The sequence below is a fragment of the Marinobacterium sp. BA1 genome (genome assembly GCF_041155135.1).
Classification (GTDB): domain Bacteria; phylum Pseudomonadota; class Gammaproteobacteria; order Pseudomonadales; family Balneatricaceae; genus Marinobacterium; species Marinobacterium iners.
This window is the reverse complement of the sequence record NZ_BAAFHC010000001.1, coordinates 2,091,819-2,107,108: the sequence shown is the minus strand read 5'-3', so window position 1 is coordinate 2,107,108 and position 15,290 is coordinate 2,091,819. Positions and strand designations below refer to the sequence as shown.

Annotated in this window: 16 protein-coding genes; 14 read left to right on the top strand and 2 right to left on the bottom strand. The window is 56.0% G+C overall.

Annotation, left to right across the window (positions count from 1 at the left end):
* Positions 1–4 precede the first annotated feature (4 nt).
* From ACAM29_RS10215 to ACAM29_RS10185, 7 genes are all read left to right on the top strand, one after another.
* Positions 5–760, top strand: a complete 756-nt coding sequence (locus ACAM29_RS10215) for an SDR family NAD(P)-dependent oxidoreductase (RefSeq protein ID WP_369624049.1) — start codon at positions 5–7, stop codon at positions 758–760.
* Between the two features lie 10 nt (positions 761–770).
* Entirely contained in the window at positions 771–1,736 is a 966-nt protein-coding gene (locus tag ACAM29_RS10210; protein WP_369624048.1) for a 2Fe-2S iron-sulfur cluster-binding protein, read from the top strand.
* An 88-nt stretch (positions 1,737–1,824) separates the two neighbouring features.
* Complete coding sequence (locus ACAM29_RS10205) at positions 1,825–2,847, top strand: TRAP transporter substrate-binding protein (RefSeq protein WP_369624047.1); 1,023 nt, start codon at positions 1,825–1,827, stop codon at positions 2,845–2,847.
* Between the two features lie 11 nt (positions 2,848–2,858).
* Positions 2,859–3,380: a TRAP transporter small permease gene (locus ACAM29_RS10200; protein WP_206840011.1), complete on the top strand. Its 522-nt coding sequence runs from the start codon at positions 2,859–2,861 to the stop codon at positions 3,378–3,380.
* The gene (locus ACAM29_RS10195; protein WP_369624046.1) at positions 3,381–4,697 is read left to right on the top strand and encodes a TRAP transporter large permease; all 1,317 of its coding nucleotides are present in this window, start codon (positions 3,381–3,383) and stop codon (positions 4,695–4,697) included. It abuts the gene before it with no gap.
* 45 nt (positions 4,698–4,742) lie between these two features.
* On the top strand, positions 4,743–5,666 hold the full coding sequence (locus ACAM29_RS10190) for a catechol 2,3-dioxygenase (RefSeq protein ID WP_206840083.1): 924 nt from the start codon (positions 4,743–4,745) through the stop codon (positions 5,664–5,666).
* 13 nt (positions 5,667–5,679) lie between these two features.
* Entirely contained in the window at positions 5,680–6,597 is a 918-nt protein-coding gene (locus ACAM29_RS10185) for a flavin reductase (protein ID WP_091828040.1), read from the top strand.
* Between the two features lie 12 nt (positions 6,598–6,609).
* Here ACAM29_RS10185 and ACAM29_RS10180 read toward each other — a convergent pair whose 3' ends face one another.
* Positions 6,610–7,104 (bottom strand): MaoC family dehydratase, encoded by a 495-nt coding sequence (locus tag ACAM29_RS10180; protein ID WP_369624045.1) that lies wholly within the window; start codon positions 7,102–7,104, stop codon positions 6,610–6,612.
* Between the two features lie 211 nt (positions 7,105–7,315).
* On the opposite strand from ACAM29_RS10180, the gene ACAM29_RS10175 reads away from it, so the two are divergent.
* Positions 7,316–7,954, top strand: a complete 639-nt coding sequence (locus tag ACAM29_RS10175) for a helix-turn-helix domain-containing protein (protein ID WP_369624044.1) — start codon at positions 7,316–7,318, stop codon at positions 7,952–7,954.
* A 98-nt stretch (positions 7,955–8,052) separates the two neighbouring features.
* Positions 8,053–8,967: a DMT family transporter gene (locus tag ACAM29_RS10170; protein ID WP_369624043.1), complete on the top strand. Its 915-nt coding sequence runs from the start codon at positions 8,053–8,055 to the stop codon at positions 8,965–8,967.
* 12 nt (positions 8,968–8,979) lie between these two features.
* On the opposite strand, the gene ACAM29_RS10165 is transcribed toward ACAM29_RS10170, so the two are convergent.
* Positions 8,980–9,570 carry a nucleoside deaminase gene (locus ACAM29_RS10165; protein ID WP_369624042.1) on the bottom strand — a complete coding sequence of 197 codons (591 nt, stop codon included), beginning with the start codon at positions 9,568–9,570 and terminating at the stop codon, positions 8,980–8,982.
* 263 nt (positions 9,571–9,833) lie between these two features.
* Between ACAM29_RS10165 and ACAM29_RS10160 the strand changes: the two genes are divergently transcribed.
* From ACAM29_RS10160 to ACAM29_RS10140, 5 genes are all read left to right on the top strand, one after another.
* The gene (locus tag ACAM29_RS10160; RefSeq protein WP_091828036.1) at positions 9,834–10,643 is read left to right on the top strand and encodes an ABC transporter ATP-binding protein; all 810 of its coding nucleotides are present in this window, start codon (positions 9,834–9,836) and stop codon (positions 10,641–10,643) included.
* A 34-nt stretch (positions 10,644–10,677) separates the two neighbouring features.
* Positions 10,678–11,940 (top strand): ABC transporter substrate-binding protein, encoded by a 1,263-nt coding sequence (locus ACAM29_RS10155; RefSeq protein WP_369624041.1) that lies wholly within the window; start codon positions 10,678–10,680, stop codon positions 11,938–11,940.
* Positions 11,937–12,770 carry an ABC transporter permease gene (locus tag ACAM29_RS10150; RefSeq protein ID WP_369624040.1) on the top strand — a complete coding sequence of 278 codons (834 nt, stop codon included), beginning with the start codon at positions 11,937–11,939 and terminating at the stop codon, positions 12,768–12,770. Before ACAM29_RS10155 ends, ACAM29_RS10150 begins: the two co-directional genes overlap by 4 nt.
* Before the next feature lie 87 nt (positions 12,771–12,857).
* Positions 12,858–14,516 carry a sigma 54-interacting transcriptional regulator gene (locus ACAM29_RS10145; RefSeq protein ID WP_369624039.1) on the top strand — a complete coding sequence of 553 codons (1,659 nt, stop codon included), beginning with the start codon at positions 12,858–12,860 and terminating at the stop codon, positions 14,514–14,516.
* Positions 14,517–14,734: 218 nt separating this feature from the next.
* Positions 14,735–15,289: an OsmC family protein gene (locus ACAM29_RS10140; protein WP_369624038.1), complete on the top strand. Its 555-nt coding sequence runs from the start codon at positions 14,735–14,737 to the stop codon at positions 15,287–15,289.
* Position 15,290: the final 1 nt, after the last annotated feature.

The following is a 15,290-nucleotide window of genomic DNA, read 5'->3' as shown; positions in this document are numbered from 1 at the left end:
CCGCATGAGTAACCCAACACAGTCTCATATTGCGCTGGTCACCGGTGCAGCACAGGGCCTTGGCAACAACATTGCAGCCCGTCTGCTGGCCGCCGGTTACCGAGTCGCCCTGTCAGACCGTTCACTGGACGCGGCCAAGGCTGCCGCAACGGCCATGGACAGCAGTGGTGAGCGGGTCATGCCGCTGGCGCTGGATGTGGCCAGCAAGGCGGATTTTGAAGCTGCACTGGCGGCTGTACTGGAGCGCTGGGGTGATCTGCATGTTCTGGTAAACAACGCAGCCGTCACCCGTGCGACACCGGTGATGGAGATCAGCCCAGAAGAGTTTGCCGATGTGGTGAACATCAATCTCGGTGGCACTTTCTCCGGCTGTCAGGTGATGGGTCGGCATATGGCTGACAAGGGTTATGGCCGCATCATCAATATGGCCTCGCTGGCTGGACAGAATGGGGGCACCTCGACCGGTGCCCACTATGCTGCCTCCAAGGGCGCCATCATTACGTTGACCAAGGTGTTTGCCAAAGAACTGGCCAGCCAAGGCGTGACGGTAAATGCCATCGCGCCGGGACCGATCGAGTCACCGATGGTCAAGGCACTTGTACCTGAAGAGCGCCTGCCAACGTTGTTGGGCGCTATTCCGGTGGGGCAATTGGGCGATGCCGACTTTATCGGCGAAATGGTGGTGCAGTTGGCACGGCCGGAAGCCTACTTCACTACCGGTACGACCCTGGACATCAACGGCGGCCTGTTCATGCGCTGAGGCGAGACCTATGACGAGCAATATTGATAACACTCTCATTCATGTGACCGTCACGCGGCGTGAAGACCAGACCGACGAGATCGCCGTGTTTGATCTGAGCGCAGCTGATGGCAACGCACTGCCGGCGTTTGAGGCCGGCGCCCATATCGATGTGGTATTGGGTCCGGAACTGATTCGGCAGTATTCCCTGAGCAATGCGCCGGGCAGCAGCAGCTACCGGTTGGGGATTCTGAATGACCCCAATTCACGTGGTGGTTCCAGGCAGATTCATGCCGAGTTGAAAGCCGGTGCCGAAGTACAGATCAGTGCCCCGCGCAACCATTTCCCACTGGAAATGGATGCAGAGCACAGCCTGTTGATCGGTGGCGGTATCGGTATTACGCCGATGATCGCCATGGCATACGCTTTGAAGGCGGCAAACAAGTCTTTCGAACTGCACTACTGCAGTCGCAGTGAAGCCAAAGCGGCGTTCCTTGAAGAACTCAAGCGCGAGTTTGGTGAGCAACTTGTGCTGCACTTTGACGACGCCGGTGACACCGGTCGGATCAATCCAAAACAGCTTTGTGCAGAAGCCCAGCCCGGTACCCATCTGTATGTCTGTGGCCCCGGCGGGTTCATGGACTGGGTGATCGAGCAGGCCAAAGCGGCAGGGTTGCCAGACAAGCAGATTCACTTCGAGTATTTCAATGCCGAGGTGGATATCAGTGGTGAAGCGTTTGAAGTTTATGCCGAAGCCAGTGATGTGACCGTACAGGTCGGTCCCAACGAAAGTATCGCCACTGCCCTGAAGGCAGCCGGGGTAAAGGTACAGATGTCCTGCGAAGAGGGTGTATGCGGGACCTGTATCTGTGATGTGATCGAGGGTATTCCTGATCACCGAGACCACTTCCTCACAGACGAGGAAAAGGAAGACAACGACCAGATCGCGCTCTGTTGCTCACGAGCCAAAAGCGCGCGCCTGGTGGTCGATATCTGAAACAGTTCGCTGTATAGGCCGACCGGCGCACTATGCTCCGGTTGGACGCCGGTTCGGACCGGACTAAAACCAGAAACGGAGAATAACGATGAAGAAGATGATGTTTCGAGTCGCTGCAACTGCAACAATCGCACTTCTGGCTTCAGGTGCGCAGGCGGAAACGCGCCTGACCATGTCGTCCTGGCTGCCGTCAGGTCATCCTCTGGTACGTGATGTAATGGTACCCTGGGCCAATAGCGTGGAAGAAGCAACTGAAGGTCGTGTCAAGGTAGTTATGCTGCCATCTGCGCTGGGTCACCCACGGGTGCATTATGATCTGGCTGCAGAAGGCCAGGCGGATATCACCTATAGTGCACACGGTTACACCCCGGGCCGTTTCAGTCTTTATAAAATGGTCGAGTTCCCCTTCGGTGGTGACAGTGCGGAAGCCACGTCTGCTGCCTACTGGCAGGTATACAACAAGTATCTGAGCAAGGCTGACGAGCATAAGGATGTTAAATTGCTGGGTCTGTTCACGCATGGTCCGGGTCATATCCACAACAGCCGTCGCAGTGTGAAAAGTGCAGCCGACATGCAGGGCCTCAAGCTTCGCGTGGGTGGTGGCATCATGAATGAACTGTCCACTGCTCTTGGTGCTGTGTCATTGCAGCAGCCCTCTTCCAGCACCTACGAGATGGTGTCCAGCGGCGTAGCTGATGGCACTCTGTTTCCGCTGGAATCCGTACCGGCTTTCAATATTCAGGACAAAACCACCTACACCACGCTGGTGCCGGGTGGGCTGTATAACTTCAGCTTCTTTGTCGTGATGAATAAAGATCGCTTCGAAAGCCTGCCGGAGGAAGATCAGGCAGCTATCGAGAAGGTGTCCGGTGAAACGCTGGCACGCTTGGCTGGTCGCATGTGGGATACCCAGGATGCCAAGGGGCTGGAAGCGATCAAGGCCAATGGCAATGAAGTGTTGACCGCAGACGAAGCGTTCATGAACGAAATTCGTACAGCCAGCGAGCCGATGGTGCAGGAGTGGTTGAAGCAGGCTGAAGCTGCCGGCGTTGACGGTGCTGCAGCGCTGGCGGAATTCCGCGAACTGAGCCGTGAACTGGCCAAAGACTGACAGGTGAGCCGATGAAAGCTTCTCTCAGAGCTTCAGCCGGCAGCCGAGAGGTGGTGGTACTGTTGTACCGCCACCTGCTCAGCGGTACGGCCGCCATCGTCATGTTCATGATGATGCTGGTGACACTGATCGATGTACTGGGACGCTATCTGTTCTCGTCTCCTTTGAATGGAGCCTATGAGCTGACCGAGTTGATGCTGGCGGCGGTGATCTTTTTGGGACTGCCACTGATTACGGCAGAAGGTGGGCACATTGCGGTGGACCTGCTGGACTCTTTCTTCGGCAGCTGGGGGCAGCGTATTCAGAATGCGTTGATTGAGGTAATCAACGTATTGGCCTTTGGTACCTTTACCTGGGTGCTGTGGGAGCATGCCCTCAAGGTGCAGCGTTACGCCGATACTACTGCCGTACTGCAGATTCCGCTGTCCTGGCTGGCTTTCATGATGGCCATTACCACAGGTCTTGCCACTCTGGCTCTGGTCCTTCGATTGATATTTGGCAGCAGTCGTCTCTTTGCACAAGGAGAGCAGTAAATGGAAGCAAGTCTGATCGGCTTTGCGGCCTTAATGGTACTGATTCTGGCCCGTGTGCCGTTGGGCATCGCCATGGCGATTGTCGGCGTGGTGGGTTTTGCACTTGTGCAGCAGGTTACCTATGGTAACCCACGTGGCTGGAGCATCTCACTCAATATGGTGGCATCGACCGCCTTTGATACCGGTCTGGCATACGGCCTGTCGGTTGTGCCGCTGTTTTTGCTGATGGGCAATCTGATTACCGAGTCGGGGATGTCAAAACAGCTCTACCGTGCGGCCAACGCTTTTCTGGGGCACTTCAAGGGTGGCCTGGCACTGGCGACCGTTGTCTCTTGCGGTGCCTTTTCTGCCGTGTGTGGCAGTTCCATGGCGACATCCGCCACCATGGCCAAAGTGGCGATGCCTTCCATGCGTGAATATAAATATTCAGATGGGCTTGCTACCGGTGCCATTGCCGCCGGCGGAAGTCTTGGCATTCTGATCCCCCCCAGTGTGATTCTGGTGGTATACGGCCTGATGACCGAAACGGATATTGGCAAGCTGTTCATTGCTGGCCTGATTCCGGGCATCATCGGTATTCTGCTCTATATGGTTGCAGTGATTGTCACTGTCAGGCTTAAGCCTGAAAGTGGCCCTGCCGGTGCTCGCTCCAGCTGGAAAGAGAGGCTCATCTCTCTGAAGGGGGTATGGGGCATCAACCTTATTTTCATCATTGTGATGGGCGGCATCTATGCCGGCATTTTTACCCCGACTGAAGCGGCCGGGATCGGCGCCTCAGGGGCCTTCCTGATTGCCATGTTCAGCGGCAAACTCAGTGCAAAGATGATGTACCGTTCACTCAGTAATGCGGCACGGACAACCGCAATGCTGTTTTTCCTTGTGATTGGTGCGCTGATTTTCTCCAATTTCATCAACATGACCGGCATGCCGATGATGCTGCGCGATTGGGTGGTGGAGCAGGGGTTCAGCCTGTTTATGGTGCTGGTAATACTGATCGCAATTTACCTGTTGTTGGGCTGTGCGCTGGAAAGCATGTCGATGATCCTGTTAACCGTACCGGTGTTCTATCCGATGGTACAGGCCATGGGCATGGATCTGATCTGGTTTGGTATTCTTGTCGTGGTCGTGACCGAAATCAGTCTGATCACACCACCGGTGGGTATGAATGTGTTCGTACTGCGCGGTGTGGTTCCGGACGTCAAACTCTCAACCATTTTCCGTGGAGTCGTTCCTTTCTGGTTGGCAGACATCCTGCGACTGGTACTGATCGCATCGATTCCATCACTGTCACTGTTACTGCCCAACTCTCTGGGTTAAATGACACACCGAAACTGACATAACAATAAAAGCTGAGGTAACCCAATGAAAAAAGGTGTAATGCGTCCCGGGCACGTGCAGATTCGCGTGCTGGATATGGATGAAGCCGTCAAGCACTACGTAGACCTGCTCGGTCTGATCGAAATGGACCGTGACGATCAGGGCCGTGTCTATCTCAAGGGCTGGACCGAAGTGGACAAGTTCTCGGTGGTGCTGCGTGAAGCGGACGAAGCCGGCATGGACTACATGGGTTTCAAGTGCTTGAGCGAAGAGGTTGTGGACAGCCTGCGTGCTGAGCTGGTTGCGTTCGGCTGCGAAGTGGAAGACATTCCTGCCGGTGATCTTAAAGACTGTGGACGCCGCGTCCGTTTTGTTGCCCCCACCGGGCACGCGTTCGAGCTTTTTGCCACCAAGGAGCAGACCGGCAAGTGGGGTGTGGGCAATCACAACCCGGAAGCCTGGCCGCGTGGCCTGAAAGGCATGCAGGCGACCCGTTTCGACCACTGCCTGCTGTACGGCCCCAACCTGGACCGCACTTTAGAGCTGTTCCGTGATGTGCTCGGCTTCGATCTGGCTGAGCAGGTGATGACACCGGACGGCAAGCGTGTCGGTCAGTTCCTGACTGCCAGCATGAAGGCACATGATGTGGCGTTTATCGATCATCCGGAACCAGGCAAGTTTCACCATGCCTCCTTCTTCCTGGAGACCTGGAACGATGTGCTCAAGGCGGCGGATTTGATCTCCATGACCGATACCTCAATCGATATTGGCCCGACACGTCATGGGCTGACTCACGGTCAAACCATCTATTTCTTTGACCCGTCCGGCAATCGTAATGAGGTTTTCTGCGGTGGCGACTACCACTACCCGGACCACGAGCCGGTGACCTGGGATGCGGGCGAGCTGGGTAAAGCAATTTTCTATCACGACCGTCAGTTAAACGAGCGTTTCCTGAGCGTGCTGACCTGAATCGGAGACAATCATGTCATTTGATCCGAAAGATTTTCGCCGGGCGCTGGGCAAGTTCCCCACCGGCGTAACCGTAATTACCACGCGAGATGCTGAGGGTAATCCCATCGGCATGACCGCCAGCAGCTTTAACACCCTGTCGATCGAGCCTGCGCTGGTGCTCTGGAGCATCGACAAGGGGGCTTGGAGTCTGGAGGCATTCACCCGTGGGAAATCCTTTGCCATCAATGTGCTGCGTAATGACCAGATTGAAATTTCCAATCGGTTCGCGCGCCGGGGCGAGGACAAGTTTGCCGATATCCACACCCGCGACGACCAGCACGGCTCGCCACTGCTGCACGGCACGGCAGCCTGGTTCGGTTGCAAGACCTGGAACGTCTACGAGGGGGGAGACCACTTTATTATTGTGGGCGAGGTGACCGATTACTCTTATGAGGAAAACGTCAGCTCACTGGTGTTCCACAACGGTCGCTATGCGGTGCCCGAAACCCACCCCGCGGTTCAGGCTCCGACCGGACCGCTGGAAGCCAGGGGATTTCTGGGTGATTACCTGTTGTTCCAGTTGCGTCAGACACTCAATGCCTATGCCTCTGACTTCTATCCGAGGTTGAGCCATTTTGGGGTGACCGCCGAAGAATGGCGTGTATTGACGCTGCTGGCCGATGGCGAAGCGATGGAACAAGAGCAGATTTGCCGCTATGTTTCCCAGCCACTCAAAGAGCTGATGTTTACCGGCGAATGGCTGCAGGACAAGGGGCTATTGCAGGTGGAGGGTAGCTGCTTCCGGTTGACCGAGAAAGGGCAGCAGCTGGCAACCCAGCTGCTGGACAAGGCGATTGAGCACGAGCGGCAGGTGATGTCCTGCCTTAGTGAGGAGCAGCAGCAAACGCTGAAAGAAAGTCTGCGCTTGTTGCAAAAGGGACTGAGCTAAGGCTTTACAGCCCTAGGACTGATCCTGGCGGCCGCGGGCCAACCTGTTGGTCGGATCGCCTTCGGCCAGCATCTGCCGCAACCGCTGACGCTCTGGGTCACCGGGTACAATCCCGGTGACCTCTGCCTCCAGCACGACCACCCCGTCCGGATTGGTCATTTCGACCCTGGCGCTGGCGCGCCCACGCGGATCTATTTCTCTGATGGTCCAGCGACAGGTAATAGCCTCGCCTACGTAAACAGGTCGTCTGAAACGGAAATTCATGCCCGCTGCCAGCCAGCCAATCTGACCGCCAATCTCGGTCAACAGGCTACCGGTCAGCAGCCCATGTGCCACTGGGGCTCTGAACCCCTTCAGCTCGGCAAACGCCTGATCAAAATGTACCGGATTGTAGTCGCCGGACAGGCGCGCGAAGGTGTCGACTTCCTCTTGTGTAAAGCTGCGAGTCACACTGAAGCTGTCACCCGGCTGCAGTCCTTCCGCTGCACGTTCTCGCATTGAATTCATGGGACCCCTCCATTAAGCGCATAATGATTATATTGAACGGTGTTCAATAATCTTGTCACTGTTTATAACACTGAGGTCTTGATTCAAAGCTGGCTCATTATCACCTAACATGCTGTTACTGTTTCAGAATCAAGGCCTATCCATGTCAGGACGACTTTCAATTCGATCATATAGCCGCCAGAGGCAGGGTCATTCGCACACGTACCATCAAATGGTACTGCCGCTACGCGGTGCTATTGAGATCGAGCTCGACGGTTTTGCCGGTCGGGTCGCGTCAGGAGAATGTGTCGTTATTCGATCTGGACAGCAACATCATTTCACTGCTGATGAAGAAGCCCGGTTTGTCGTAGCAGACATGCACCGGTTACCGGAAAATCTGCGCGCAACTGATTCATGTGTATTCAGAATCAGTGGGCCTCTGCTCCAATACCTCAGTTTCGTAGAAACGCAGTTGGGGCACCAAGTCAACGATGCTCTGGAACAGTCCATGTTTGCCACCTTCGCATTGTTGCTTGCCGAGCAGCGCTTGCTGCCTCAGGTCGATCGGCGTATCCGGCAGGTTTTGCAAGTGATAGACATGCGGCTGTCTGAGAGGCTTACCTTGGATGAGTTGGCACAGACTGCCTGCCTCAGCGAGACCCAGCTTAAAAAGCTGTTTCGCCAGCAAATCGGTCTCAGTGTGATGCAGTACCTGACCCGTGTGCGGATGGAAAAGGCCAAAGCTCTCTTGCAGCATACCGACTACTCAGTCCAGCGTATCGCTGAACAGGTTGGTTACAGTGACCTGTCGGCTTTCAGTCGCCGCTTTTCTGCCAGCTTTGGGCTGTCCCCGACCCGCTTCAGCCGTTGAAGAGCGGCTGTCTGGCATATAGAAGCGGCTGATGAGCAAAAACTCTGCAGATCCTCTCAAATAGACTGGCGTTACATTCACGAGTCAAAAGGTAGAGCATGGGGAATCAGCAGGATGACATGCAGGGTATTGCGGCTATTGTTTTGGCCAGCGTGCTTTGGGGGACAACCGGAACGGCGGCGAGTTTTGCCCCGGCCGTCAGTCCACTGGCGACAGGGGCTTTTGCCATGGGTGGCGGTGGCGTGCTGTTGGTTCTGCATGCGTTGCGCTTCCTGCTCAAGGATCGGGCGCGGCTGAAAGCCTGTTATGCGGTGCTACTGACAGGTGGGGCAGCAGTTGCTCTTTATCCGCTGGCGTTTTACAGCGCCATGCGCCTTTCCGGGGTGGCCATGGGAACGGTTATATCCATTGCCAGTGCACCACTGTTTGCCGTTGTACTGGAGCGCCTGATAGGAAAGAAACCGGTCTCCTCCAGGTGGATTCTTGGCTTTATTACGGGAGGGTTGGGAATCCTGCTGTTGACGTGGGGTAAGGAGCCACAGTCAGTGGAAGGTGGCAATGAGTGGCAATACATCGGGGCTGCACTGGGGCTGTTGGCCGGTCTGACGTATGCTGTCTACTCGTGGTCAGCTCGACGATTGATTGAGCAAGGGATACACGCCAGAGCGGCCATGGCGGCAATGTTTGGGCTGGCGGCGCTGGTATTGCTGCCATCACTGGCTATCACGGGTGACAATTTGTTGACGACTCCGATTCATGCCAGTGTTGCGCTCTATATGGCAGTGGTGCCCATGTTCATCGGTTACCTCTGCTTCAGTCGTGGGCTTAGGCAGGTGGAGGCCAGCACAGCAACACTGATTACACTGCTGGAGCCTGTAGTTGCTGTGATGTTGGCAGTGCTGATCGTCGGCGAACGCTTCATGCCTGTCGGTTGGCTGGGGGTTATGCTGATTATGTTGAGCCTATTGCTGCAGACTGTAAGACGCCGCCCCGGCGGTATAAAGTCGCGGTAGTGAACCGGAAGTTCAGTAGTTATCTTTCTTTGCATCTGTTGCGGCAACGCCCCGCCAGTCTTCAAGCTCCAGCTGTGGCTGCTCCGCTCTGAAGCGCGCATACAGCTCGATACCGTTCAGGTCTTCCAGAATGTCGACCTGAATGCCTTTGCTGCGCAGCAAAGCTTCATTGCCACTGGCGCTGGTGATGTCACCGACGACGACGCGGCTGAAACCACGCATGTACAGCAGTGTGGCGCAGACATCGCAAGGGCTGAGCGAGGTGAACAGCGTGGTATGGCTGAAGTCGATCCTGCCGGCATCTCGGATGGCTGAGGTTTCGCCGTGATTGTAGGGGTGGCTTTCCTGCACCAGCGTATTGTGTCCCTTGCCCAGAATACGGCGTGTGCTGTTATCGATGATGACGGCCCCGATGGGGCAGCCGCCTTCGTCATGACTCTTACGGGCCAGCAGTACCGCGATCCGCATGAAATCTCGGTCCGAAAGCCTGTGTGCAAAGTCGTCAGCCATCAATACAGGCAGGCTTGTAGTAGGCATGTGCGCGATTGTGTTCAGAACCGATTCGGTGATGGCAGTATCCTTGTCAAACAGCGTGGTGTTCATATGAGCTCCTTTTGCGGCACAGAATGCATTGTAGCCCTACAGCTGTCTTTTTTCGTGTTATCAATAGCAGAAGGATTTGCTGCCAAGCTGGTGCCATTAAGGTGCGGCGGGCTGACAATGCGACATTGTCGAACAATGTCATCGAATGACAATGGCAGACAAACTGCCAGTTTTTATCTTAACTTGTTGAAATATAAAACCTTTCAATAAGTGGCACGTTACATGCTTTTACTGGTTAGACACCCTCTGACCGGAGCATCACCATGGGCGCCACGATTTCACTGGATTACATTACACACCGCTTTTCGCCGTCCTCGGCACCCACCCTGAAAGAGATCGAAAACCGCATCGAGCCCGGTGAGATGGTCGCACTGATTGGCCGCAGTGGCTGTGGCAAATCCACGCTGCTGCACATGCTGGCGGGGCTTCTGATTCCCTCCGAAGGCTGTGTACGCATCAACGGGCATCAGGTTTCAAGGCCCAGTGCCAAATGGAACATGATGTTTCAGAAAGCATCCCTCTATCCGTGGATGAGTGTGAAAGAAAATGCGGCACTGGGTCTGCTGTTTGCCGGTGTCAGCAAGATAGAGGCCTATCAGCGTGTTGATGAACTGCTCGACATGGTGGGTTTGCACGATAAAAAAGATGTCAATGTACAGAGTCTGTCGGGTGGTCAGCAGCAGCGGGTCGCACTGGCGCGATCGCTGGCGACCGATCCTGAGGTGCTGTTGCTGGATGAACCGTTCTCGGCGCTGGACGCGTTTACGCGTACTGCCCTGCAGGAGGAGGTACCTGCCATTTGTCGTGCGCGCGGTATCACCATGGTGATTGTCACCCACGACATTGATGAAGCGATCACCATGGCCGACCGCGTGCTGATCATGTCACAGAACCCCGGTCGCGTTGTTGATGAGCTGAACGTAGAGCTGCCTTGGCCGCGCCGTCACATGGACGCCGGTTTTCAATCCTTGCGCGACCAGCTGATGGATCTGTTCAAAGGAACGGATAACGGTCTCGCTGGCCGCCAGTCTGACACCGAGCCGAGTAAAAATGGCGCCGAGCATGCGGCGTAATACTCAGCCTGCCTGATCTATTGAGGACCCAACCATGAAAAAACACAACAGTGAACTTGGCCAGATCTCCACGTCGGAACTGGAATATCTGCAGGAACATGAGATGAGCCGCCGTGACTTCATGCTCGACAGCCTTGCCGTTGGTGGCCTGGCGGCCACCTTTGGCCTTGCAGCCAGCGGCGCGGCCTGGAGCAGCATCCAGCCACCGGCGGATGAGGTGGTTCGCATCGGCTATCTGCCCATTACAGATGCGACAGTCCTGCTGGTGGCGCATGCCATGGGATATTTTGAGGATGAAGGCCTGAAGACCGAGCCGCCGGTATTGATTCGAGGCTGGTCGCCACTGGTGGAAGGCTTTGCCGCTGCCAAATTCAATCTGGTGCATTTGCTCAAGCCCATTCCCATCTGGATGCGTTACAACAACGGTTTTCCGGTCAAGATCATGTCCTGGGCTCACCTGAATGGCTCCGGACTGGTGGTGGGGCGTCACACCGGTGTTGAAAGTTTTGCCGATCTCGGCGGCAAGCAGGTTGCTGTTCCGTACTGGTACTCCATGCACAATATCGTGCTGCAGATGGGGTTGCGTCATGCCGGGCTGACACCTGTTATCAAGTCTCAGGGTGAGCCGCTGGCCGCCAATGAGGTCAACCTGCAGATTATGCCACCCCCGGACATGCCGCCGGCACTTGCTGCACGCAAGATCGACGCGTTCATTGTGGCCGAGCCCTTCAATGCAGTAGGCGAGATGCTGGCCGGTGGCAAGATGTTGCGTTTCACCGGTGACATGTGGAAAAACCATCCCTGCTGTGTGGTCTGCATGAACGAAAATCAGATCAATGCCAATCCGGAGTGGAGCCAGAAGGTGATGAACGCCATCGTCCGCGCCCAGATTTATGCACAACAGAACAAGAAAGAGGTTGCTCACATGCTGTCCAAGGATGGCAAGGGCTACCTGCCGATGAAAGCGGACATCATTGAACGGGCCATGACGCTGTATGACGAAGACAGCTATGCAACGCCTGATGCGATTCAGAATCCGGGCTGGGGCAGCGGCCGCATCGACTTCCAGCCCTGGCCCTATCCTTCAGCGACCAGACTGATCGTGAATGAGTTGAAGAATACCCTTGTGGGTGGTGACACCACCTTCCTGCAGCAGCTGGATGCGGATTTCGTGGCAGAGGATCTGGTTGACTATCGTTTCGTCAAGGCGGCCATGGAGAAGCATACCGACTGGCAGCAGGGACCGGGCTTCAACGCCGACAACCCGTTTGAGCGTGAAGAGGTGATCAAGCTATGAGTAGTACCCAGACCTCCCATGCACTGCAGAGCATGAGCAGTTCCAGCAATGGCCTTGTGCCATTGCTGGGCTGGCTGGCTCGACTCCGTTACCCGGTCATTGGCATCACGACGCTGCTGGCCGTGTGGTGGGCCGGTGGCTATATCGTTGCCAATGACCCGGACATGTGGGCATTTGCCAACTTCGCACCGGCTCCCACTTTCCATGCGCTTTATGATCTGGTGGCCAGCGGCTCCATCTGGCCAACCATACAATCGAGCCTGTACCGCGTGCTGGTGGGCCTGTTCTGGGGTGTCATCATTGGGGTACCGGTGGGTGTTCTGATTGGTTACATCGGTACGGCCATGAAAATTGCCAACGTGCCATTCCAGTTCCTGCGCATGATCAGCCCGCTGGCGTGGATGCCAATCGCGGTACTGGCGTTTGCCAGCTGGGATGCAGCGATCATCTTCCTGATCGTGATGGCCACCGTCTGGCCGATCATGTTCTCCACCGCTCATGGTGTGCGACGCATCGATCCGAACTGGTTCAAGGTGGCCAAGAATCTGGGAGCATCAGGCCCGCAGATGCTGCGTCGGATCATCCTGCCCGCGATTATGACCGATGTCATGGCCGGTATTCGTCTGGCGGTGGGTGTTGCCTGGGTTGTGCTGGTCCCGGCCGAATATCTGGGGGTCACCAGCGGTTTGGGGTACGCCATCAATGATGCCCGTGACACGCTGGCCTATGACACGCTGGCCGCAATCGTGATCGTGATCGGGGTTATCGGTTACGGACTGGACACGATCTGCAGCGTGCTGATCAAGCGCTTCAACTGGCATGTCGAGTAGACACTGTCTCATCTTCGCCCGCAATGGCCTGCTCTCTGAGCGGGCTTTTGCCGTTGTATCGCGTTTCCATACAGGAGCATGACTGACATGGACAAGGAACTGACTTCCCCCATGAATGCAGCCAGTGCCAATGATCGTGGTGCGGCCGACCTCACGGTACTGCACGAGGCCGCCAAGCTGATCGGCCATTCGGGCACCCCGGAGATCGCCATTACCGGAACGCTTCGGTTGATGTCCCAGATGCTGGGGCTTAACCGGGGGCGAGTATTGCTGCCATCCACCGCGGACGGACTGTTGCGCATCCGTTACAGCTATGGCCTGACCGAGGCTGAGCGAAAGCGAGGCCTGTACAGCTTTGAAGAGGGTATTACCGGCAAGGTGATGCAAAGCGGCCAGCAGGTGGTGGTACAGGACGTGGATCAGGAACCGGGGTTTCTGTTCCGCGCCGTTGACCGAGCCACCTTGCCTGAGGGTGTGGTGTCCTATCTCGCCGTCCCAATCATGGATGGCAATCTGACCGTTGGCGTTCTGGCCGCTCACCGGCTCCGCATGAGGCCCCGTGCGATAAACGCTGACTTGGTTATCCTGCGCATTCTGGCGACGTTCATTGCTCAAATCATCAAGATCAATGGCCTGATCGATGAGCGTACCAGTCACCTGCGTGAGGAAAACCAGGAGTTGAAGGAAGCCCTGGAGCAGCAGCAGAACAACTACGGCATTCTGGGAGAGAGTGCCGCAGTACGGGATGCATTGCTGCAGATTACCCGTGTGGCGGACACACCGGTTACCGTTCTGCTGACAGGGGAGTCGGGCACGGGGAAGGAGCGCTTCTCGCAAATTCTCCACCTGAACAGCAAGCGGCGAGATCAGCCCTTTCTGGCCATCAACTGTGCCGCGATTCCCGAGCAACTGCTTGAGTCTGAGCTTTTCGGTCATGAAAAGGGGGCGTTTACCGGCGCAACGTCCAGCAAGCAGGGCAAGATCGAACTGGCCAATGGGGGGACCCTGTTTCTGGATGAGATCGGTGATCTCAATATGGAGCTGCAGTCCAAGCTTCTGCGTGTGCTTGAAAGTCAGGTGATTCAGCGTGTCGGCGGCATCCGCGATATTCCTGTGGATGTTCGCATCGTCACGGCAACACACAAGAACCTGCAGGAAGCCGTGAATCGCGGCACCTTCCGACTGGACCTGTTCTACCGTCTCAACGTGTTTCCCATACATTTGCCACCCTTGCGCGAGCGCACTGGTGACGTACGCATTCTGGCGCGTCATTTCCTGCTTAACGCCAACCGCGAATACGGGCGCTACACGTTGTTTGGCAAGGGAGTAATGGAGCGGCTGGAGAGCTACAACTGGCCAGGCAATATTCGGCAGCTGGAGAACGTGATCAAGCGAGCGGTATTGATTGCACTGGACGGCAATATCACCATTGGTGACATCGAGAGCATTCTGCGCCAGGAGTCGGTGATCAACAGTCATCTTGAAGCCGGCCAGTCGGCCCTTGCTCAGTCATCCCCGTTACCACCGCCTGAATCCGCCGCAACGATCGTCCCGGTCAGCTCCGCAGGTTCCATTCAGTCCAGCGCTCGTCCCTACAGCTGGGTACGGGAGGATGAGGAACAGACATTGCTGGAAGCCCTGCAGCAAACCGGTGGCAACAAAACGCGCGCGGCCGCCCTGCTGGGAATGACGGCACGCCAGTTTCGCTATCGCCTGGAAAAGCTGTCCCTTACGGACAGTCTCTGATCAGGGTTGGACATTGTCAGACAATGTAATGCTGACAATGTCTGACACTCCGCAGCACTGTTTTCTAAAGTTATATCGAAATTTTTTTAAGTTGTTGTTTTGTAATTAAAAATAATTATTTTTCAATATTGGCACGGCTCCTGCTTTGTATATGACAAGCCACTGGAAACGTCCGATCCGGACTGAACAGTGTCATCAAAACGACTGGAGATATGCCAATGACAACTGCAACAGCAACCAAGCCTGAAACCGTTACTACCTACCTGCGCCCGATTGATCGGGACGGTCTGATGGCGTTTGCGGAAAAGGGACGCAACAACCCCGGTACGCGCGGTACCAACAAGGTTCACACCGTTACCGATGGGCAGTATCGCACCATCAGCCATGTCAATCAGCACGAAGTGGTTGTGGACGAGCCGCTGCACCTGTTCGGGGAAGACACTGCGCCGGCTCCGGGTGAAATCGTACTGTCGGGCCTGGGTGGCTGCCTTGCGGTGGGGATCACGGCGGTGGCCACCTGGAAGCAGGTCAAGCTCAGCAAGCTGGAAATATTCATGGAGGGGGATATCGGCAACCCTGCGGCCTGGGGGGCGGGCGGTGCCGAAATGAAACCTGAGCAGATGGGCTTCCAGGAAATTCGCGTCAAGGTTCTGGTCGAGGGTGACGCCACGCGTGAGGAGCTGGATGAGATTGTGCAGCATGCAAACTACTTTTCTCCGGTCGCCAACACCATGCGTAACCCGATCCCGTTCAGCATCAGCTTGATGGACTGAG